The organism is bacterium SCSIO 12741 (genome assembly GCA_024398055.1).
Taxonomy (GTDB): Bacteria; Bacteroidota; Bacteroidia; order Flavobacteriales_G; family Salibacteraceae; genus SCSIO-12741.
The window spans coordinates 653694-675644 of record CP073749.1; the positions used below are offsets into that span (position 1 = coordinate 653694).

Consider the following 21951-nt stretch of genomic DNA (forward strand, 5'->3'; position numbering starts at 1 on the left):
AATATAACCAATCCATGAGCAGATCAAATGGATTTTAACAAGAATCCTCCCTCCATTTGCCGAATTCCCCGCAACACCAAATCACCTCATAAAGAAACACTTACAAACCATAAGTTAGATTGTAATCGTTATTTCTTACACCGTTTCCCGCCCAATTTCGCTGGAGCAAATTGATCCCAACTGAGCCCTACAGCAAACTGGTGTCCTGAATCAACCAAACGAAAATTATAGTTGTCGTGACCATAGATGTAGGAGGTAAAAACGCCAAAGGTTCTCCATGCTGGAATAGGGTAAAAAGTAACCGTACTTACCAGTCGAATGGGATTTACCTGAACATGATGATCCAAGATGTATTCTATGTTTTGACGGAAAGCAAAGGTCGGAGCATACTTACGCTGCCTTTTGTAGGTCAATTCATAATTCAACATCAACCGGTGTCTCCCATAAATTCCAATATCGTTATCGGAGTAGCCTCCAAAATCAAACACACCCAAAAACCGATCGTGGTAGAGCGTATAACCCAACTCAACAGAATGCGAATAAACGGGACTGAAAGTGGAGTCCAATTTATGCCACTGGTAATTGAGCAGCAATTCAGACATATTGGTAGAGAAGTTCCCATTTTTGCGATTGAGCAACGCAGATAAATCGGTGTTATCATCAAAGGTTGCGTAGATGCTATCGCATTCTTCGGTTTGATCCTGGTAATCTTCGCAAAAAGCACATCCGGATTGACCATTGGAATAATGCCCCGACTCAAAAGAAAAACCAACAAACTGAACAACTTTATTATTCATTCCCTGATTAAGCCGAAACAACTGCTGGGTTCCCAAAAACACCCGATAAGAGGGCGTTTTAACAGGTTTGGAAACTTCCTGATACATTCTGAGTTGTGGCCTGGCAGCCAGGTATAAGGCTTGGGAATGAATCCTATCCTCACAAGCGAGATAACGGCTGAAGGTGCTATAAAAACTGTAGCGAACAGTAGGATTGGCTTCGAACAAAATTTTCTCCTGTGAGGTGTAACTGGAAACATACTTGATATCCGGATCATCGCCGATGGGATACAGAGGGGAAAAATTTTGCGCAAATCCAGTTCCAAAAGCCAGAACAAATCCAGTTAAGGCAATCAGAAGTTTAATGGTGTATTTCATTCGGGTCATGGACACTTTGTAATGAGTGTGGCAAAAGTAGTTAGTAGAATTGAGTTCCGATCATCATTGAAAGAGTTCCAATTGCCATCGGAAGAGAGGCAAGATCCCTATGTGATATGTATGAGTGGATTAGAAATGTGATGAAAATGAGTGATGTGTGGTGGTTATTTGGTTAATTCGCACGTCGCAAATAACATAATGGCGTTAATCGCTCATTTTTAAATTCATTCAGATGGCACATCTTAGCATCAAACCCATTCTTCTGTTTATGTTAGGCTTAACTGTGATGGTTGGCTGCAAACAGGAAGAGGATAAAGCAGAAAACACAGAAGCACCTATGATCGAAAACCCACTATTAAAAGAATGGACAGGACCCTATGGCGGAGTACCCAATTTTGATCTAATGAAGGTCGGCGAAGTAAAAGCAGCCATGGTTCAAGGAATGGACATGAACCTGAAGGAGATTGAAGCCATCGCCAACAACACGGAAGCTCCAACTTTTGAAAACACCATCGAAGCGATGGAACGGGCGGGCCAACCCTTGAACAGAGCTTTTGCCTACTACGGAATTCTCCAAAGCAATATGTCTTCGCCTGAATTTAGAGAAGTGGCTTCTGAATTGGCTCCCCTCTTTTCGGAGTTTCGTTCGAAAATCAATCAAAACGAAAAACTGTTTCAGCGCGTTAAGGCCGTTTATGATGCCTCTCAGCAAAATCCCCTTCCTGCAGACCAGCAGCGTGTGGTTGACTTAACCTACACCGGATTCATGATGAGCGGAGCTGAATTGGACCAAGAGAAAAAAGCACGCTATGCAGCAATCAGCAAAGAATTGTCTGGACTGTACACCAAGTTTTCGAACAACGTATTGCACGACGAGGAAAACTATGTGACCTTTTTAAACGAGGATCAATTGGGTGGTCTACCTGAAGGGTATATCAAGTCAGCCGCAAAAATTGCCGCAGATAAAGGACAAGAAGGAAAGTATGCGGTAACGAACACCCGCTCTTCTATGGACCCGTTCCTTACTTACTCTACCGAAAGAGATCTACGTGAAAAAGTGTGGAGCAACTACTACTCTCGGGGAGACAACGGTGACGAATACGACAACAATGAATTGATTGCTGAAATCTTGAGATTGCGTCGCGAACGTGTAGAACTTTTGGGCTATAAAAATTATGCAGAATGGCGCTTACAAGATCGCATGGCTAAAACTCCTGAAAATGCCATGAATTTGATGGAAGCTGTTTGGCCTGCGGCTATTGCTCGTGTGGCTGAAGAGGTAGAAGAAATGCAAGCCATTGCTGACGCCAACGGAGACAACATTACCATTGAACCCTGGGATTACCGTTTTTATGCTGAAAAAGTGCGTAAAGCGAAATACGATCTCAACTCTGATGAAGTAAAACAGTACCTGCAATTGGATAAACTTACCGAAGCCATGCACTACGTAGCTGGAAGGCTGTTTAACTACGAGTTTACCCCGGTTCCAGATGGTCAAGTTTCGGTTTATCACGAGGATGTAAAAGTTTGGGAAGTAACGGACAAAACTTCAGGTAAAAATGTAGGCCTTTGGTACCTCGATCCTTATGCACGACAAGGAAAGCGCTCTGGTGCATGGGCCAATACCTTTAGAGGTCATTCTAACCTGGATGGTGAGAAAAATGTTTTGGCCACCAACAACTCCAACTTTGTAAAACCTGCTCCGGGTGAAGCCCTTTTGGTTTCCTGGGACGATGCCATTACCTTCTTCCATGAATTTGGTCATGCTTTGCACTTCTTTTCTTCAAACGTGAAGTATCCAACACTTAATGGCGGAGTAAGAGACTACACAGAATTTCAATCCCAACTACTGGAACGCTGGTTGTCTACTGACGAGGTGATCAACAATTACCTGGTTCACAACAAAACGGGTGAGCCTATCCCAGCAGAGTTGGTTGCCAAGATTAAAAATGCATCAACTTTCAACCAAGGATTTGCCACTACTGAGTACCTGGCCTCTGCCTTGATGGATATGAAACTTCACCTGGCCGATCCTGCTACCATCGATATTGATGCCTTTGAGCGTGAAACGTTGACTGCTCTTAACATGCCTAAGGAATTGCCGATGCGCCATAGAACACCGCATTTTGGTCATGTATTTTCAGGTGAAGGTTATGCCACAGCCTACTACGGCTACATGTGGGCCGATGTGCTAACAGCTGATGCTGTAGAAGCATTCATGGAAGCTCCTGGCGGATACTATGATGAAGATTTGGCGGCCAAAATGGTTACCCACTTATTCGCTCCACGCAACTCCATCGATCCAGCTGAAGCGTATCGCTTGTTTAGAGGGCGTGACGCCAATATTGAGGCTTTGATGCGCGACCGTGGATTCCCAGTACCTGAGAAGTAAATACAACAACTCCATAAAAACTAAAAAAGGAGGGGGCCTCGGCTTACCCTCCTTTTTGTTTTTATCCCCCTTTATTCAAGGGAAACCAAACCTTCGTCAATTTCTGTTATGGATTATTCCGCCAACCTTATGGAATGAAATGGTTAGAGTATGAAAGTTGGGCATTTTAGGGTTTTTCCTTCCCCTAATTTCACCCTGTCGTTAGCCTCTTGATTGGAAACGCCTTCAGGTATTCCCAAAGGAATGCGACAAGAACAATTCATACGATCAAATAACAAAACCATTGACTTACCATGAAAAAAATCACCCGAACCATCCTGGCCCTGCTCTGCATCTGTGCCAGCCAACTTCACGCTCAACATGGAATCTACAACCGAGCTGACATTTTAGACACCTTACTCACCGATTACCTGGCTGATACCAACCTAAACTACCTACGCCCTGTTGGGGTGGCTCCCAATGGAATTATTCAATTGCTCGATCCAAAAACCGTGACTACCTATCGCATAACCGATGCCTCTGAAATCCTCTCCATGAACCTGGCTGAAAACAGCATTTTATACACCCATCTGGGAGGCAGCTACGTTGTGAGTAACGATAGCCTGAACGGATTTGCGGTAGACAGCTGCGCCGTGGTCCCAACCGCCAATGGGAAATACGCCATCCTTCAAATTCGGGATCAGGGTTACTACATCGAAGACTTTGGAGCGATTCCGGGAGACAACCTGGACGACAGCAAGGCCATCCAAAAATGCATTGATGCGGCCATCCAACTCCAGGCTTCGAGCCGGGTAAACGCCGGGGCAGGAATCTTTTACCTGGACAAAGGCGTGGTATTGGCACGTGAGCTTAAGGATTCGAACGGCGATCCAGACGAATACAGTTTTGTAGGATTTACTATTTCCGGTATTCAATCACCCTATGATGCGAGTCAGGAGTTAGCCAGTTCCACCGTATTCTGGTTGAGGGATTCCAGTTTTTGCTTAGCAGTTCAGGAAGCCCGAAATGCGGTGATCGAAAACATTGTGTTTTACGGAGATGCCATGGCCTACGAATCGATGAGCTTAAAAAAATGGGTGGAAAACACCTTGAACGATTGGGGTGCGGTAGCCGGAGCACGAACCAATCGCTATTCACCCAGTTGCGCCATTGCCATCGATCCCTTTCACCAAGCCATTACGGGCACCAATCGATATCCTGGTCATGAGAATCGCTACCACAATACCCAACAAGGAGGAACCAGTATGTTGCTCATTAAAAACTGTGTTTTCCGAGATCATTTTGTAGCCATTGCCAATAACCCTTCTCCAGGCGTTCAGAATGGAGATAACATTCGAGCCGAACATTGCCATGTTAAATTTTGCCACACCTTCTGGGCAGCAGGTCAAACACAATCTCGGGGCAATAGCATTGATAACATCTACTCCACCTTGATCAATCGATTTGTAGACTGTGAACTTATCGGCACGGGTGTAGGCACTCCTCCAGGCATTAGCAACTGCAACATTGCCGGGTTTACCAAGGAGTTCATCCACATGACTCAAACCGGCAGAAGTCCGGTTAGAGCAACTAACGTGTATATCGAATCTCTTTTTTCCCTGGGATACATCAATGCCAATCATGTTTCCTTTAATCAGTGCCACTTTAAGTTTATGAACCCGGAAGATGGCGATGGAATATTCACTCCTCCTTATCATCTCTACAGTTCGAATACGGCCACATTTACCAATTGTGCTTTGGAATTTTATACGGATGGCAGCCGACAAATGCCCTTTCGCTTCAATACAGCAGGCCTGAGCATAGTGGGTGGAAACATCCAGGGCGGGCTCATCGTGAATGGTCCTTGGGGAACCGAAAGCGCTTTAAAAATCAACTACGACAACGTTGCCCTCACCGGTCAGGGTCAGGTAATTGGAGGTCGACACAATGGAGGTAGTTATTTTCATTTGAGCGAAAAATACTTGTTAGGCGGCGACGAAATTCACAACCAATATTGGGCTGACCAAACCTTTAAAAACGACGATAAACTCTACAACATTTACCCCCGTCGGCTGGATAGCAACAAACGCCATATTTGGATTGACTCGAATGAAACCCGAGCCTACTTCATTGCCTCCGATCCGGGTCTATATAGATTGGAAGATAATTTGCTGGCGGGCGTATCCGGCACCAGTGGAACCATTGATGGAAGTGCGGCAGACATGACTACTCTGGGTATGCCCAGTCACGCTTATACTCATGCCTTAGGGTTTGTCAGTGAAATTTCGGAGGACACCATCTTTATTTCTGGTACACCCTATGGTTTACAGCCTGGCCCCATGTTTATTTATCATGTAGAGTACCCCGTTTTTTACCTCCCGATGTGGGGCGACCTGGAGGCTGGAAACGATACCATCACCAACGTAGACATGGGATCCTTAAGCCTATTGCTCACCGGGACCAACTACAACGGCCGGCGACTCTATGGAGAGGGTATCGAAGATGGGGCCTACATTGTTTCCGTGGATCGAAACAACCAAAGAATAGTCATGAGCACAGCGGCCAATGCTACCAAAACACACGAATACCTTTACAATGCCAAATACAGCCAAACCGTGAAAAGAGATGATCCCTTTCCGAGTGGAGGTCCCACCGAACCCATTGGCTATAAGGAAGGCTGCCAGATTCTATTGAATTCCATTTCCCCAAGCGTATACGGCTATGTGGTTTCGTCCGGCGGGGTTATCGGATCGACCGTGGCCCCATCCTTTGGCGCTCTCACATATTAGCCTGATCCACGCCAACCTACAACCAACCAGCCCCTCATCGCATCAACCTACCGCGGTGAGGGGCTTTTGTTTTGGAAGCATTTGGAATCAATGCTTTTAACCTAATTTATTATACCCTCCTTACCTCCAAATCAGCAACTCATTTTTTTGAATTACTCTTGCAAACTTTTTTAGAAACCGCCCATTAGAATGAGTAGATAATAGCCATTATTACAACTCTCGAATGGGGCAAAAAACAAGAAAAAACACAAACATATAATGGCCTGACACTTTACTCGTTTCAGGGTAGATTTTGGTCCAATTCCGGAAAAAAGGACTGGATTTTGATCTATAAAAAAGTTAAGTTTGTTAGTAACAGGTTACGCAAATTCACTTCGCTTTGGGTGAATTTCTCATCAAAAAAATTCAGAAATGTACTATCGGCGTTTTCGCTCAACCGCCAAACTAATCTTATTCAGTATTGGCTTATCGATTCTGTGCTTTGAAGGCAGCGCTCAGGAAATTCGAATGGGAATACTTTCCGAGTATGAGTCCTCCCCTGCCATGGATTCTATATTGGACCAAGTGATTTCAGAAGTGGATGAAATCACTGGATATGGCCACAAGGTGAGTTCAAGTTCAGATCTTCGCATCTTAGGAATAAGTACCAAGGGCAGCCTTCAAATGGCCTACCGCAAATTGGCCAGCAACTCTGACGTGGTTTTGCTTTTTGGTGGACTAAGTATGCAGGCGGCCCTGCAAGAGTCGGAATTTAAAGTACCTACCATTGGAGTCGGAATCATTGATCCACATCTACAAAATATTCCTTACAAAAATGGCGCTTCGGGGGTTAAAAACTTCACTTATATCTGGGCGGCTAACAACGTGAAAAGTGATTTGGGCGAATTTCAAAAAATCACCCCATTCAAAACGCTTAGCGTTCTCGTTAACGGAACCTCAGAAGTAACCTTTGACCATGAAAAGGGCGAAAAATTATTGGATTCTCTGGAGCAACAACTGAATGCCAAAATTCACATTGTTCCCGTAAACGACGACATCGAAAAATCCATGACTCAAATTCCGCCTAACACCGATGCGGTATACTTGTCCATGTTGGAAGGAAAACTACCTTCCGAAATCCAACAAATTGCAGATGATCTCGTGGCAAAAGGCATACCGTCCTTTTCGGCCAGCAAATGGCATGTGGACAATGGCATTTTATCCTGTAAATCAGATAAAAACGACTTTACCCAAGTAATCCGTAGAATGGGAATTCGAGTGGATGAATGGCTAAGTGGTGAACCTTTAGAAGACATGCAGGTGAATCTCAACTTTACCAATGAACTCTTTCTCAACATGGAAACGGCCAGAAGGTTGGAGTTCTCACCTCCCTTCGAAATCATTTTTGTGGCCAATCTGGTTCAGCAGGATGCAAGTGATGCACCCACGTATTCCTTGAATCAAATTATGGAGAAAGCTATTCAAGCCAACTTCGATATCAAAATCACGCAACAAGACATTACCCTGGCCGATCTTGATATCAAGACCGCTCGCTCCAATATTCTCCCAAATCTGGAATTAGGAGGCAACGCGGTTCAAGTCAATCCGGAAAGAGGTATAGCTTTTGCCGATTCTCCGGAGCAATCTGTGGAAGCCAACCTTTCTTTGAATCAAGTCATCTACTCTGAGGAAGTAATAGCCAACATCAAAATTTCGAAATACATCCAAAAGGCCCAGCTCTATGATACCGAAGCTGATGTTCTTCAAATTTTGTTGGATACCTACTTAGAATACTTCAACGTACTAACCGCTAAAACTCGCCTTGTGGTTGAACGGGAAAATCTTTCCAATTTTTCTACTAACCTGGAGCTGGCACGGATTCGGGCCGATTTGGGTTCGGTGAGCAAAGCTGACATCTACCGTTGGGAAAGTGAGGTAGCCTCAGCCAAACAACGGGTAGTGGAAGCCGAGTCAAGAGTTATTGTAGCTAAGTATAAATTGAACACATTTTTGGCCAATTCCCTGGAGGATAACTTTGATATTGTAGATATCGGTATCGATGATCAACTCTTCCAACAGTTTCGTGATGGTCCAATTTCACAGAATATTGGTTCTCCACAGGATTTACTTTTCACCATGGATTTTCTGGTTTCCGAAGCAGTGAATTACAACCCCAACAAGCTCCAGATATTGGAGAACATCCAGGCCTCACAACGTCAATACGAAATGAATAAGAGGTTGCTCTATACCCCCACCGTTGCTCTGCAGGCTCAAACGGCTCAGCGACTTTACAGGGGAGGAGCAGGTTCTGAACCCATGCCAGGTCAAACTTTTAATGACAACTCTTGGCAGGTAGCCTTATCGCTCAAGTATCCGCTATACACCGGAAATCGGCGACGGGTAGCTCGTCAGCAAAGCCAAGTACAGCTGGAACAGCTCAACTACTCTCGGGAAAGCCTGGATCAGAACTTAGAATTGGCCGTGAGATCCAATGTAATGAGCATGCTCACTGCCACCAGTCGAATTGAATTTAGTCGGGTCTCTTCTGAAAATGCCCTTAAAAACTTTGAACTGATTCAAAACAGCTACAAAGAAGGTAGCGTATCCGTCACCCAGCTCATCGATGCTCAGCAATCGGCTTTGCAGGCTAAGCTGGAATATGCCATATCGGTATACGAATACATACAATCACAACTTCAGCTGGAATACGCCGTAGGGTTCTTTTCGCTACAAGCTCCACCTGAGCAGATTGACGCCTTTGAGAAACGTTTTTTAGAGTTTAACAGTGATAATTAATCCGGTTGAGGATCTCAACATTTAAACCGGTGAAGAAGAAAAGCATCAGAAATTTAAATAGGAGTACAATGAAACTTTATGCATTTATACTAATCATGGGATGGTCGTTCCTAATGGTCGGTTGTTCGGAAGAAGAAACGGTGAAAGAAGAAATCATCAGACCGGTTCGCTATCTGGTGGTGGGCAATAGTGATGGTGGTTCCAACCGAACGTATAGTGGTACGGCAAAGGCCGGTGATGAAATTGAACTCAGCTTTCGAAGCGGCGGCGTTTTGGTTGGTGTAAATGTGAAGAAGGGACAGCGGGTCAAAAAAGGCGACCTCATTGCCCGGTTAGACAACGTGGAAGCGGAACTGGACTTCGAAAAATCGAAGGCGGAATTGAGAAGTGCAGAATCCTCTCTAAATACAAATCAGTCGGAGCTGAACCGAAGCAAGTCTTTGTACGAAAAGAACAGTATCTCGCTGAGTGAATATCAATCGGCTAAAAACAACTATCAATCGGCTCTATCGCAGTATCAGTTGGCTTTGCGCAACAAGCAGATTAAAGAACAACAGATCAAGTACGGGTTCATTTATGCTCCTAAGGATGGCGTTATTGCAAGTACCAACGGACGGGTTAACGAACGGGTATCGGCTGGGCATGTGTTTGCCGAATTGAACGCTGGAGAGCAAATCAAAGTGGCCTTGGGTATTCCTGAAAATGTGATCAATAAAGTGCTGGTGGGAATGGAAACTTCCATCACCTTCTCTTCCCTACCCGATCAGGCTTTTAAAGGTTCGGTGTTAGAAGTGTCGCCGGTGGTCACCGAAAACTCCTCTACCTATCCGGTAGACATTGCCATAGAAACACCTTCTCAATCCATTCGCCCGGGAATGGCCGCTCAGGTTTCCTTCCATTGGCAAAGCGATGCTGATCAAGGCAATCGAGTGATGGTTCCGGTAAAAACGGTTGGCGAAGATGGCGGCGGAAACTTTGTTTTTCTCATTGAAAAAGATGGAGACAATACCGGTATCGCACGTAAGACTTATGTAGAAGTTGGCCGCATTTCAGACTCCGGGTTTGAAATCAAAAAAGGCCTGAATAATGGCGATTGGATAGCCACCGCTGGTATTCAAACCCTCTTAGACGGACAAAAAGTAAAATTTAACTGATACGAGGGTTGCTATGAATATTACAGCATTTTCCATCTCCAAAAACCGCATTGTACTCAGTATCATGATTGCAGTGGTGGTTATGGGAATAGCCATGTACCAAGGCTTGTCCCGAGACAGTATGCCGCCCTTTACCATTCGGGTAGCGAGCATTGTTACTTCCTTCCCCGGAGCCAGTCCGGAACGGGTAGAGGAATTGGTAACGGATAAAATTGAAAAGGTAGCTCAGGAGCTCCCCGAATTGAAGGATGTAACCAGTACCTCTCGAAATGGACTTTCTGTGGTTCAGGTTGAGCTTCGAATGGAAGTAGCTCCACAAGATTTACAAGCCGTTTGGGATCGATTGCGACGAAAACTGAGCATGATTCAAGGTCTTCCGGCCAACGTTTCACCTCAACTTCGTGACGATGGTTTGGGCGAAGTATTTGGAATTGCCGTGGGGCTTACCAGCGACGGCTACAGCTATTCGGAAATGAAAGAATTTGCCGATGCCATTCGCGACGACTTGATCAAGCTATCGGATGCTGCCAAGGTGGAAATCAACGGAGTGCAGGAAGAACGGATATTCATTGAATTTGATGTAGCCCGTTTGACCAATGCTGGTCTGACTGCTAATCAGCTGAAAAATCAAATCTCTTCGACCAACATTTTGAGCTCCGGGGGAATCATCAATGTAGAGCAGGAACGCATTACTCTGGAACCTACAGGTAACTTTAACTCCGTAGAAGATATCAAAGGCATGCTGATTCCCGTAGGTGGATCAGGTGATGTGGTAGCTTTGGAAGACGTTACCACCGTTAAGAAAGGATATGTTGATCCTGCCGAGCAATTGGTTCGAATCAATGGTAAAGATGCTCTATCCCTTCACATTTCCTTGAAGGAAGGAGCCAACATCATCAAACTGGGAGAAGAAGTAAATGCGGAAGTTCAACGCTGGCAAAGCAAGTTGCCTATCGGCCTCGAATTGTTCCGAACCTCATCCATCGATTACTACATCGATCAAAAGGTAGACGACTTCATCAACAACCTGATTCAGGCGATTGTGATCGTCCTATTGGTTATGCTGATTTTCCTGGGGATTCGCACCGGTCTCGTAATAGCCAGTTTGATTCCTTTGGTAACCATCAGCACCCTAATGATTATGGGATTGATTGGAGTAGGAATTAATCAAATTACACTGGCTGCTTTGATCATGGCCCTGGGGATGATGGTGGACAATGGAATTGTGGTGGCCGAATCTATTATGGTGAAAGCCGAAAAGGGAACACCGCTCAAACAAGCGGCCATCGATTCGTGTTCAGAACTGTTCATCCCTCTGCTGATTTCCACCCTAACCACGTCCGCAGCCTTCCTGTCCTTTTACCTGGCCGAATCTACCATGGGTGATATCATGGGACCTCTTTTCGTAGTTATTTCTATCGCCTTGCTCTGCTCCTGGATTATCTCTCTGAGTATCCTGTCTTTGTTCTGCGTCCTCTTTTTGAAAATCAAATCAGCGGATGCTAAACCCAGCTTGCTCGATCGCGCCATTCAATGGCTCAAGGTGCAGTACAAATCCTTGATTCTTTTTGCCCTGGGCTGGAAAAGATCCGTTCTGGTCTCCATCGTTGTCATGCTCTTTTTGGCCTTTTATGGATTTGGCTTATTGAGCTTTGTCTTTTTCCCGGATAGTGACCGAAACTTAATCACCATCGACATCAACTTACCGGAAGGAACGAATCTGAAGGAAACGGAAAAAATCGTTTTAGAAATCGAACGGTTTATTCAAGACAACCTTGTCCCAACTTCTGACCGACCTGAAGGAATTACCGATTGGTCAATCTATTTGGGTAAAGGACCATCCTCTTATGACTTAGGGTACACTACCGAAGAGGCCAATTCCAATTATGCGCATATTCTGGTGAACACGACCTCATTTGAAGTCAATAGTTCATTAATCAAGCAATTGGATGCCTATTGTTTTGAAGAATTTCCTGATGCGGAAATCAAGGTAAGTAAGCTCTCCGGTGGTGGTGGCGGAACTCCTGTGGAGATTAAAATTTCTGGTCCCGATCCGGATCAGTTGTCGGCCATATCTCAATCTATTAAAGCTCAGCTATTCGGAATTTCCGGCACCAAGAACATCAAAGATGACTGGGGACCAAAAGGAAAGAAACTGGTGGTTTCCATCGATCCGAACAAGGCTCAGGCTGCTGGGGTAACCAATCAAGATATTGCCGTTTCGCTACAAACCGTTCTTGATGGATTTCAAGCCGGTGAATACCGCGAAGAGGATAAAAATATCCCTATCATTATGCTGAGTGAAGGGAACAACGAATTGTCCTTATCCGATCTGGCTTCGATCAACGTATTTGCACAAAACTCCGGAAGCAGTGTACCGCTATCTCAAGTCGCTTCTTTGATTCCTCAATGGCAATATTCCAAGGTTAAGCGACTCAATCTGAATCGAACCGTAGTGGTATCAAGCCAAATTACGGCCAATGGAAATGCCTCTGCCATTATGAGCGAACTCACTCCCTGGCTGGAAACCGAAAGTGAAAATTGGGGTCCGGATTACCACTACAAACTGGGAGGTGATAGTGAGAACACCTCTGAAAACATGGGGGCAGTTGCTAAGTACTTGCCGCTTTCCGGATTCATCATTCTAATGCTTTTGATCATCCAGTTCAACTCCTATCGCAAAACGATAATGATTGCCTGCACCATTCCGCTTGGTGTAATTGGTATGGTTCTCGGCTTGTTGATTTTTGGGGTTCCCTTCGGATTTATGGCCTTCCTGGGTGTTATTTCTCTTGCCGGAATTGTGATCAACAATGCCATTGTACTCATCGACCGGATGGATACGGAAATCAATGAATTGGGTCGCAGCCCTCAGGATGCTGTGGTATCCGCTTGTTTGCAGCGATTCAGACCTATTCTCCTGGCTACTTTTACCACTGTATTGGGGTTAATCCCTCTCTACCTGGGTGGAGGTGAAACCTGGGAACCAATGGCTGTAACCATCATGGTAGGTCTATTGTTTGGTACCATTATCACCCTCGTTTTCATTCCATCTTTCTACAGTGTATTGTATAAAGTTGATTTCCGGGATTACACCTTCAACAAAAGCCTGCTCGATTAGGAATGAACTGGCTCGAAACCTGGTACGAAAGGCGCTTTGAGTGGTATTTAGCGACTTTAACATTGGTCATTTTCGGCTCCATGCTCATGCCTCATTATTGGTATGAAACCGTGGTGGCACCCTTGTTTTTCCACTTGAATCTTGCCGTGGGCCTGGTCATTTTATCCAAGTCCAAAACAACGATGCGCTTGTTTGGATTAGCTCTTATCCTTTCGATCATCGTAACGGTTACTTCATTCTTTGTACCCTCACTCGATCTCTTGGATAAAGGCATTCGAATGGTTGTGTTTTTTTGCTTCTATTCTTACGTAAGCGTCGTCATTATTCGGCAGGTATGGCGTCAACCTGAAGTAAACTCAAGCACCATTCTTGGACTAATCACGGGCTACATTTCATTGGGTTTAATTGGTTTCTTCATCAACCTGTTTATCGAACTGATTGAACCCGGTTCATTCAAAGGATTAACCTATTTGAATGGAATTCCAGATACTATTACCGAAGAGCTTTTGTACTACAGCTTTATAACGGAAATGACGATTGGGTATGGTGACATTGTTCCGGTATCTCCTTCCGGTAGAAAAGCCTCTGTATTGTTAGGTTTTCTGGGGCAGTTTTACCTGGTTATTATCATGGCGGTGATTGTGGGTAAATATTTGAATCAAAAGACCTCTCCTTATCGGAATAAAGATTAGCTAAAAAGGCCCCGTCTATCCCTCAGCGAATTGCGCCTCGGGAAACAGGACAGTCAAGATCTGCTCCTATTATTCTGTAGGTTACCTTCTTCCCATATTTAAGATCCATTGGGATAGGACGCTACTCTTTGATGGTCAAAAACAACCCCTTCATGTAGGTAACAATCTGCTCAGGCTGATCATTTAAAAATTCTTTCCGCTTTCCTCCTGCACCCCAGGGTGTGGCTGAATTATACCAGGCCTAAACCCACCGGGGAAACTGTTCCGCATCAAAGGATACCGAAGTGAATTGCTCGAGAAACTGGATGTAAAAAACAGCATCGGCCTCGTTTTGTTTGCCGCCAAAAATGGTTGGTTGGAATCCTGGCTGCACGAGGTTGAAGACTAAGACGGCTACATTCCCAAACGCTCTTTCACGGCATTTCTCATTCCATGACTTACTGGAACATGATCGCCATTTTCCAAGGTTAGGTATCCCCCATCGGAGCGGGAGAATTTTCTTACATAATTGAGGTTAACCAGATGCGACTGATGCGGCCGAAAAAAGCCGGCCTGCTCCAGTTCATCTACAAATACCTTTATTCGCTTACTCACTACTTTGGTGGATCCATCGGTGAGGTAAAACGTGGAATAACTGCCTGAACCTTCAATTCGCTGAATGTCGTCGAGCGGAACCACGTGGTAGTCATTTCCATCAGGCAATGTGATCGATCCGTTCGTTCTTCCCAGTTGCCGGAAAAGCTCATTTACCTCCTTGTATTTTTCCTTTTGATCCATCTGGAAAGCTCGATCCACGGCAAGTTTTAGTTTTTCGGGATCGATAGGTTTCAGTAAAAAATGGATGGGTGAATAGTCGTAAGCCTGGAGGGCATAATTCAAATGGGCCGTGGTAAAAATAACTTGAGGCAATCTATCTCGGGAAACCAATTCAAGTAATTCAAATCCACTTAATACAGGCATCTCAATATCGAGAAAGAGGATATCGATTTGAGTAGAATTCAAAATCTTCAATACCCCAAGGGGCTCATGCATAACGGCTTCCACCTGCAATTTTGGACAGTGCTGCTCCAGGAGTATTTCCAGGTACTCCGCCGCCTTCGGTTCATCATCAACTATCAGTGCTATCATTCTTTTTAGTTTGGAAGGGCAATTCTATTCTTACTAAGGTACCCACCGGCTGGTTTTCCATATTCATTAAATCGACGATCTCTATGGGTAATCCTTTATTCTGATTCATAATTTTAATTCGACGAGAAGCAATCATCATCCCGAATGAACGCTTCGAATTGGCTTTGTTGCTTTGTGCTTGGGCCGCATCTCGTCCGATACCGTTGTCTTCAATCTCCAATTTGAGCAATCCACCTGCTCGCTTCACCCGAATCTCGATGCTGCGAGTGCCTTTTTTAGGTCGAAGTCCGTGCCAAATGGCATTTTCTACATAAGGCTGAAAGAGGGCCGGGGGTATCCAAATATCTTGTGGATCCAATTCAGCAATGGTGGTTTTGAATTGAATCTTTTCTCCATCAAACCGCTCCGATTCGAGTTCGATATACTGTTCCATTAGGCTTAATTCTTCGGCCAGAGAAACCTGGTTGCTTTCCGAATTTTCGAGAACCCTTCGCATCAGCATTGAAAATTTATGAAGGTAACTCTGGGCATCCTGGGGTTGGTTTTTGGCCAGGTAGAATTGAACCGATGAAAGGCTGTTAAAAATGAAATGCGGATTGAGCTGAGCTTTCAGGGCACGGAGTTCGAGTCTGGAAACTTCTACCGCTACCTGTGTTCGCTCACGTTCTTTTGCTCTAATCTGCCGCTCCCTTATGCTAAATAAGAAATAAAGACCACCCAAGAAAGTCAAAAATGCACTCACTCTGAACCACCAGCTTTCCCAGAATGGAGGAGCGATTTCAATGGCTAATGTTTCGGGTTTCGCCCAAAACACGTTCCTATTTAATCTAGATTGAAACTGAAATTCAAAACTTCCTGAAGGTAGGTTGGTGAAATTTATTATTCCATTGTAGGATTGTCTCCACACCGTATCATACCCCATAAGTCGGTATCGAAATTCAGGTTTAATAACAGCCAAGGTGATTTGATCAACAAATAGCTGAATGGAGTTTTCATCGTATTTCAATTGGGTTAATTCGGTTTGCGGAACGGCCGTATAATTCACCTGACTTTCCCTGATAAATGGACTTTGTTCGGGCATCGAGGTATGAAGCTCGGAAAAAGGAAAAACTACCACTCCAATGTCAGAGGTATTATAAATTTTATCCGAGGTGATAGTAAATGCCTTATCAATTACGGCTCGAAAAGCTACTCCGGGTTGAAAATAATCTCGTGTCCTTAGGCTTCCCACACTATCCTGAACTTGAACCAAAGCATTCCTCGTAGGGAGCCTAAGCCAAAGTTGGTTCCCCCTCATGCCCCATCCATTTATGGCGAAAGGTTCTCCTGAAGAGTTGGTCATAACATGAACGGAATCCTTTTCTAAATAGAGCAAATCCCCGGAAATACCCGTCTGAATCCATAAACGATTAAGAGCTTGAAATACAAACCAGACGGGCTGCTTATTTTCAGGATATCCCGGTGCGGAAAAGGGCGTCCACTGTTCGTTTTCATAGATCCACAATCCATCCTCACATCCTACCCAAAATCGACCTTGATCATCTCGAAATATGGACAGAATGGAATACCTTTTCTTGTTGCCAAATTTTTGGGTTATAAATTTCAAGGAGTCATTCCTAAACTCAAATATTTTGGAAAATGTGGCAACAAAGAGTTGACCAGAATCCGATGAAACAAATTGAATGACTCTGGCATTAGTTCCATCTTTATTGGGAACTTTATATCCCTTCCATTTTGATCGATCCCAAGAATAAATATAGCCCCTATAGCCAACCCAGAGAAGTCCGGAATTCGTGTCATAAAAAACGGTTTTGGGTGTACTGTCTCTTAACTCTTTAGGAAATGGTGGGCGCTGAATTTGGATTATTGTATCCGAATAAAACTTGTGAATTACAGATCTCTTATTTAATTCATAAACTGTATCATTCACCTCGTGCATCATGGTGGTTAGTTCCATTTCGGGATGGTCATTCTGTGAAGAATAGTGGTCAATTTGAGGATTGACGATATACCCTAATCCCTTGTCACCCGATTTTACCCATAGCGTTCCATCCTCACTTTCATCCTCTACGGCCAGAGCTCCTTTATAAATTTGCGTAAATCCTTCGAGTCGTTCATTGGTTCTAAACATACCTTGGCTGGCCGTCCCAATCCACATATTCTTTCGAGAGTCCAGAAACAACTTTAGCACCTTATGAGGAAAGCGAATGCTTCGAATAAGTGAATCCTTGGTAAACTGCAGAATACTCCTGGTACCTACAGCGATGGTGTACATGCCATTTTGATGATCGATCAACGAGGATCCGAAATGGGGTCCTTTATCATTGAGGTCGGCAATTTTAGTCATTTCTCCAGCGGAATTGCGAAACCACAATTCCATTAATTCACCTTTTGTGACCACATTCGCACAGGAAGATTGCATGACACTACCATCGGGAAGTTCACTAACAATATATCCTCGGAATTTATCGTGCATTTTCACCTGCTGTTCAAGATTACCCTCAGCAGTAAGTGAATACATTCCAACGAATCGAGGTGAAAAATAGAGGGTGCCGAGCGAGTCAAAATAAACCTTTTCCATTACTCTCCGAAAAAGTTTTTTGACCTCTTCTGAAACTGGGTATTCGTAAATTACATCATCTTTTATGTAGACGATTTCACCATCTCGACTCCACCCCCAAGGTTTTCCATTATAGTCTTTAAATCCCCGATAAAAGGCACCACGAGTTTTGGGGTTTTCGTGGCGAATTAACTTCCCTTCAACTCCATCAAATCGGGTAATAATTGGCCCATAGGAATAAGTGTATCCATGATGATCCACCACCAGATCATAGACACTAAACTGAGCCTCATATTCGGTTAATGGAAAGATTATAGGAGGTACAGGCTGTTGAGCCGTAACTGAATTTGGGAGAGTCAGGGCGATACCCAGCAAAAGACCAAAGCTTGCCAGGTTTTTAAAGAAAGATGTAACCAAAGTTGATTTGCGCTTAAGTTGTTTTAGGGGCTAACGGTGATTTTGAGAATATCGTTGGTATTTTGGGATAAACGGCAAATATGAACTCATATCCAATGAATTTGAAACGGAACAAAGATATTCACGAGAATCGCACGTACTTGGTTCATCAACTAAAAATAAACGCGATGAAGCAACGTATTTTAACCTTAATAATCATGGCCTTTGGACTGAGCTCCATGGCCCAACTACCCTGGAGTAAGATCAAAACTACCGGGCAATATTCAACCTATTTAGAAGCATCAAATTTTAAAAGTGGAATTGATGTTCCTCCCGATGCGATTGTGGTCAATCAAACTAACAGTAATTCGATTTATGACGAAGGAACGGTATTTATGGCTTATTCTTCACATGATGAATTCAAAGACTGGACTAATACCTCCGAAATCGGAGCCTGGATTTTAGGGTTCGAACCCTCAGGCAACTTGATACTTAGCCGCAAAATCGAAATTCCGTCGGCTTTCATCTATGGGGACTGCCCAGAAGGCTACCTCAAAATAAACAGCCTCCGATATGATAATGACGATCTCCTCGTTTTCACCGGAAAATATGTTTGTCACCTAAACAACGCCAACCAATCTATGATCATTGGCACCTACAATTTGCAGACTGGTGCGGCTGATATCTACATCAAGAATTTCACCCAAAATCATGACAAATTCGACCAAATATTTCCTCAGAACTCCAAAGGAATTGGCGTGCAACAATGCGATGAAGATGGAATTCATTACTTAGCCATCGGCGAATATGAGTTTTCACATTTGCCTGGAGATAGAAAGCCATTTGCGGTAGCCTTTGAAGTAGACCCAAATGGTGCTATTTCTATTAAAAGGGTCAAAACATTCCCTATAGATTTTCTTCCAAGAGCGGTCAACAAAGCCTTCACCGGCCATTCGGTTTATGTCGCTGGACTATACAATCCACATGCTACGGTCTCTGTAGGATGTCCTAATTATTCCCAAGGTCAATTGGGAACAGGAATATTTGAATTTAAATACGAACCATTAAGCAATTCCCTTTTCATCGCTCAAGGACAAGTGATTTACTCCAAAGAATTTGAAGAAGGGCGATCCTGGTTTACAGATGAAAGCTCGGTAGCCCTTCTCTACAATCCCTATAGATTTGGTCATGGTATTTTGACTTTCAACAAACTCAATGCATCGGGTCTTCCGTACGAAACCGGTGTATTACACATCAATTCATTTATGACCACACCTAACGGATATTCCGTCTCAGCCAGAAATGGTGTGAGCATGGAGAGTTTCCAGGTGATGGATCATAACGGCTATTTCAAACTGACTTTCAGATTGGATGATCCTAGTAATTTTTTCAACCAACCCAATTCCACTTCTATTGGACGACTCAAAATGGATCCATACAACATGGGCAACCCATCATTGACCATTAACAGCATCCATACCGATGATGCTACCAATCCAATCCGCGATATTCAAAATGTTACGGGCGCATACTACAATAATGGTCGTGTAGAATACGCCATAGCCGATGGTCTTGGTCAAAATACGGACGATTCAAGGGCTCATATTTATGGTTACTACCGGGATGAGTTCCCTACTTGCCACAACACGGTTGAAGCTCGAGTTTCGGCATTATGCCTCAAGGATTATCTCTTTGCAGAATATCCTGGAAACGACAAATTCACCTTCGACCCGATGCCTTTTAATTTAATTACAGTTACAGGTGATTATTCAGATTGCAATAACTACAGTCAAAGCAATTCTTTCAAAAAGAGCCTTGACGTGGCAGAAATCAATCAAGCTTCTCCGATTTCCATCAAGCAAATTGACGAGCGGAATTACAGAGTAGATTCCGAGGCAAGTCCTCAATCGATCAAGCTTCTGGATATGACAGGAAAAGAGGTTCAAATCCATGTTGCCGGGCGAATGATCACGGTCCCTGAAGTTGAAGCCGGTATTTACCTCATTCGCGTTTCTTTCAAAAATCAAGAGACGAATCATACCCAGAAAATTTGGATCCATTAAAATGATATTTGAATCAAAATGTGGGCGGCGGTTTTCCATTTTTGGAGCCGCCGTTTTCCATTTAACTCGACTCCATTCCTCCCATTTCACCTGAAAAATGAGATGGCGAAAAACAAAAAAAGAGCACCCAAAAAGGTGCTCTCCCAAATAATTACATCATCTATTTAATGCTTAGTGCACTTCAGGAAAGTCTACTGGCACTTGAGACAATCCGTAGGCATAGTTGGTGAAGGTTACCGCAATAACTACAGCGAGAAAATCAAACAAGGCTTTCTCGTCATAGCCTAATTCGAAGAAACGCTCACGAACTTCAGCATCTACATTTCCAGCCTTGCTGGCTACTTCTCTGGCCAAAGAGGTTAAAGCGTTGAGCTTTGGATCTGCAATGGTTGCCTTTCTTAATTCATTAGTCTCTTCCTGGCTAAATCCAGCCATTTTTGCCAAAGCCGTGTGCGCTGACTTACAGTACAAACATCCGTTGGCATCGGAGGTAGCCAATTTGATGGCTTCAATTTCTTTGGCTGAAAAAGTTCCCTTACCGGCATTAGCGGAGAAAGCCAAAATGCTGCCTAACGCATTGCTGGAATATCCGATGGCGGCATATAAATTAGGAACCATTCCCAATCCTTTTTCCAGTTGATCAAACAACACTTGGCTTTCAGGGCTCACTTCATTTTTTGTTGGTACTTCGATCTTAGTTATAGTGTTCATCTTTTTGTGTTTTAAGAGTTAAAAATTTTGATGACACAAAGATCTGGCGGCTATGGCGCCCAGGTAATGGCAGGATTTCCCGAGTCCTTGTACATTTTTCCCGATCAGGCTACTAATTGCCTTTTTCGGAAGGAAATTGGGCTTTCGCCGACATGTTTTTTAAAGAAACGGGAGAAGTTGGCAGCATCGGAGTATCCCAATTCGAAGGCTAATTCCTCCACGGTCTTATCCGAATGAGCCAACAGTCGTTTGGCCTCGAGAACCAATCGCTGATTGATCACTTGTAAGGGCGACTGACTGTTGTATTGGGCGAAAAGATTGGACAGTGTTTTGGGCGATTTGAACAAGAGATCCGCATAATCCTTTACCTGATGCTTTTGCCGAAAATGCATTTCAACCAATACATTGAATCGACGAACAATATCCAACTGGCTGTCTTTGATTTCAGGATTGATTAGAAGCTGCTTGGTCAACCGAGAACTTTTAATGAGCAATCGCTTGAGCAATACACGGAGCATTTCACCCTGAATGTGATCGGTAAAATGAAATTCTTCGCGAAACACCTGAATTAGGTTATGCAAACTCTCCGCTTGCTCTTCGTCGAGTGTGACTACCGGAGCGCTGGTAGAACCATAAAACAGGAAACCATAACAAGATACTTCGTGATCATGGTCGTTGATGCAATAGAACTCCCGATTGAATGAAAGAGAAATCACCTTGTGCTCGTCAGATAAAAATTCCACCTGATTATGAGGAGTAAAGAAGATAAGCTGGTTCTTATTGACCTTTACCGGAAGGGTATCCACCAAAAACTCACAGCCATCTTCCAGTACCCAAATAATGCGGTACAGCCGTTCGGTGTTCATTCTTATGTTTTCGGTGGGGCAGGTAAAGTCGCTCATTTGAAAGAGTCCGCCCTCTTTTTCGTCTTGGTGGTATAATTTCATCTTAACTACAAATGTAGAAACGGCTCTCCCTCCCAAAATGACGGCAAGCAGTCATCTCTACTCATTTTTCTAACCAAATGGAGCGGTAGA

At 44.0% G+C, this 21951-nt stretch carries 12 protein-coding genes; 7 read left to right on the forward strand and 5 right to left on the reverse strand.

Annotation, left to right across the window (positions count from 1 at the left end):
- Nucleotides 1-128: 128 nt before the first annotated feature.
- Entirely contained in the window at nt 129-1163 is a 1035-nt protein-coding gene (locus KFE98_02840; protein ID UTW63109.1) for a hypothetical protein, read from the reverse strand.
- A gap of 223 nt (nt 1164-1386) precedes the next feature.
- On the opposite strand from KFE98_02840, the gene KFE98_02845 reads away from it, so the two are divergent.
- From KFE98_02845 to KFE98_02870, 6 genes are all read left to right on the forward strand, one after another.
- A complete protein-coding gene (locus KFE98_02845; GenBank protein ID UTW63110.1) occupies nt 1387-3546 on the forward strand; it encodes a M3 family metallopeptidase in 2160 nt (719 codons plus the stop codon).
- A gap of 293 nt (nt 3547-3839) precedes the next feature.
- Nucleotides 3840-6314: a hypothetical protein gene (locus KFE98_02850; protein UTW63111.1), complete on the forward strand. Its 2475-nt coding sequence runs from the start codon at nt 3840-3842 to the stop codon at nt 6312-6314.
- 411 nt (nt 6315-6725) lie between these two features.
- A complete protein-coding gene (locus tag KFE98_02855) occupies nt 6726-9089 on the forward strand; it encodes a TolC family protein (GenBank protein ID UTW63112.1) in 2364 nt (787 codons plus the stop codon).
- Nucleotides 9090-9157: 68 nt separating this feature from the next.
- Nucleotides 9158-10243: an efflux RND transporter periplasmic adaptor subunit gene (locus KFE98_02860; GenBank protein ID UTW63113.1), complete on the forward strand. Its 1086-nt coding sequence runs from the start codon at nt 9158-9160 to the stop codon at nt 10241-10243.
- 13 nt (nt 10244-10256) lie between these two features.
- Entirely contained in the window at nt 10257-13364 is a 3108-nt protein-coding gene (locus KFE98_02865; protein UTW63114.1) for an efflux RND transporter permease subunit, read from the forward strand.
- Between the two features lie 2 nt (nt 13365-13366).
- The gene (locus tag KFE98_02870; protein ID UTW63115.1) at nt 13367-14056 is read left to right on the forward strand and encodes a two pore domain potassium channel family protein; all 690 of its coding nucleotides are present in this window, start codon (nt 13367-13369) and stop codon (nt 14054-14056) included.
- A gap of 393 nt (nt 14057-14449) precedes the next feature.
- Here the strand turns inward: KFE98_02870 and KFE98_02875 are convergent, their stop codons facing one another.
- Both KFE98_02875 and KFE98_02880 read right to left on the reverse strand, forming a co-directional pair.
- Nucleotides 14450-15184 carry a response regulator transcription factor gene (locus KFE98_02875; GenBank protein UTW63116.1) on the reverse strand — a complete coding sequence of 245 codons (735 nt, stop codon included), beginning with the start codon at nt 15182-15184 and terminating at the stop codon, nt 14450-14452.
- The gene (locus tag KFE98_02880; protein ID UTW63117.1) at nt 15165-18161 is read right to left on the reverse strand and encodes a histidine kinase; all 2997 of its coding nucleotides are present in this window, start codon (nt 18159-18161) and stop codon (nt 15165-15167) included. Before KFE98_02880 ends, KFE98_02875 begins: the two co-directional genes overlap by 20 nt.
- 167 nt (nt 18162-18328) lie before the next feature.
- Between KFE98_02880 and KFE98_02885 the strand changes: the two genes are divergently transcribed.
- Entirely contained in the window at nt 18329-20203 is a 1875-nt protein-coding gene (locus KFE98_02885; protein UTW63118.1) for a hypothetical protein, read from the forward strand.
- A gap of 171 nt (nt 20204-20374) precedes the next feature.
- Here the strand turns inward: KFE98_02885 and KFE98_02890 are convergent, their stop codons facing one another.
- Nucleotides 20375-20905 carry a carboxymuconolactone decarboxylase family protein gene (locus KFE98_02890; GenBank protein ID UTW64626.1) on the reverse strand — a complete coding sequence of 177 codons (531 nt, stop codon included), beginning with the start codon at nt 20903-20905 and terminating at the stop codon, nt 20375-20377.
- A gap of 113 nt (nt 20906-21018) precedes the next feature.
- The gene (locus tag KFE98_02895) at nt 21019-21861 is read right to left on the reverse strand and encodes a helix-turn-helix transcriptional regulator (GenBank protein UTW63119.1); all 843 of its coding nucleotides are present in this window, start codon (nt 21859-21861) and stop codon (nt 21019-21021) included.
- Between the last annotated feature and the right edge of the window lie 90 nt (nt 21862-21951).

Coding starts and splice junctions, on each gene's coding strand:
- KFE98_02840 (UTW63109.1), bottom strand. CDS start 1,163: ATGACCCGAATGAAATACACCATTAAACTTCTGATTGCCTTAACTGGA.
- KFE98_02845 (UTW63110.1), top strand. CDS start 1,387: ATGGCACATCTTAGCATCAAACCCATTCTTCTGTTTATGTTAGGCTTA.
- KFE98_02850 (UTW63111.1), top strand. CDS start 3,840: ATGAAAAAAATCACCCGAACCATCCTGGCCCTGCTCTGCATCTGTGCC.
- KFE98_02855 (UTW63112.1), top strand. CDS start 6,726: ATGTACTATCGGCGTTTTCGCTCAACCGCCAAACTAATCTTATTCAGT.
- KFE98_02860 (UTW63113.1), top strand. CDS start 9,158: ATGAAACTTTATGCATTTATACTAATCATGGGATGGTCGTTCCTAATG.
- KFE98_02865 (UTW63114.1), top strand. CDS start 10,257: ATGAATATTACAGCATTTTCCATCTCCAAAAACCGCATTGTACTCAGT.
- KFE98_02870 (UTW63115.1), top strand. CDS start 13,367: ATGAACTGGCTCGAAACCTGGTACGAAAGGCGCTTTGAGTGGTATTTA.
- KFE98_02875 (UTW63116.1), bottom strand. CDS start 15,184: ATGATAGCACTGATAGTTGATGATGAACCGAAGGCGGCGGAGTACCTG.
- KFE98_02885 (UTW63118.1), top strand. CDS start 18,329: ATGAAGCAACGTATTTTAACCTTAATAATCATGGCCTTTGGACTGAGC.
- KFE98_02895 (UTW63119.1), bottom strand. CDS start 21,861: ATGAAATTATACCACCAAGACGAAAAAGAGGGCGGACTCTTTCAAATG.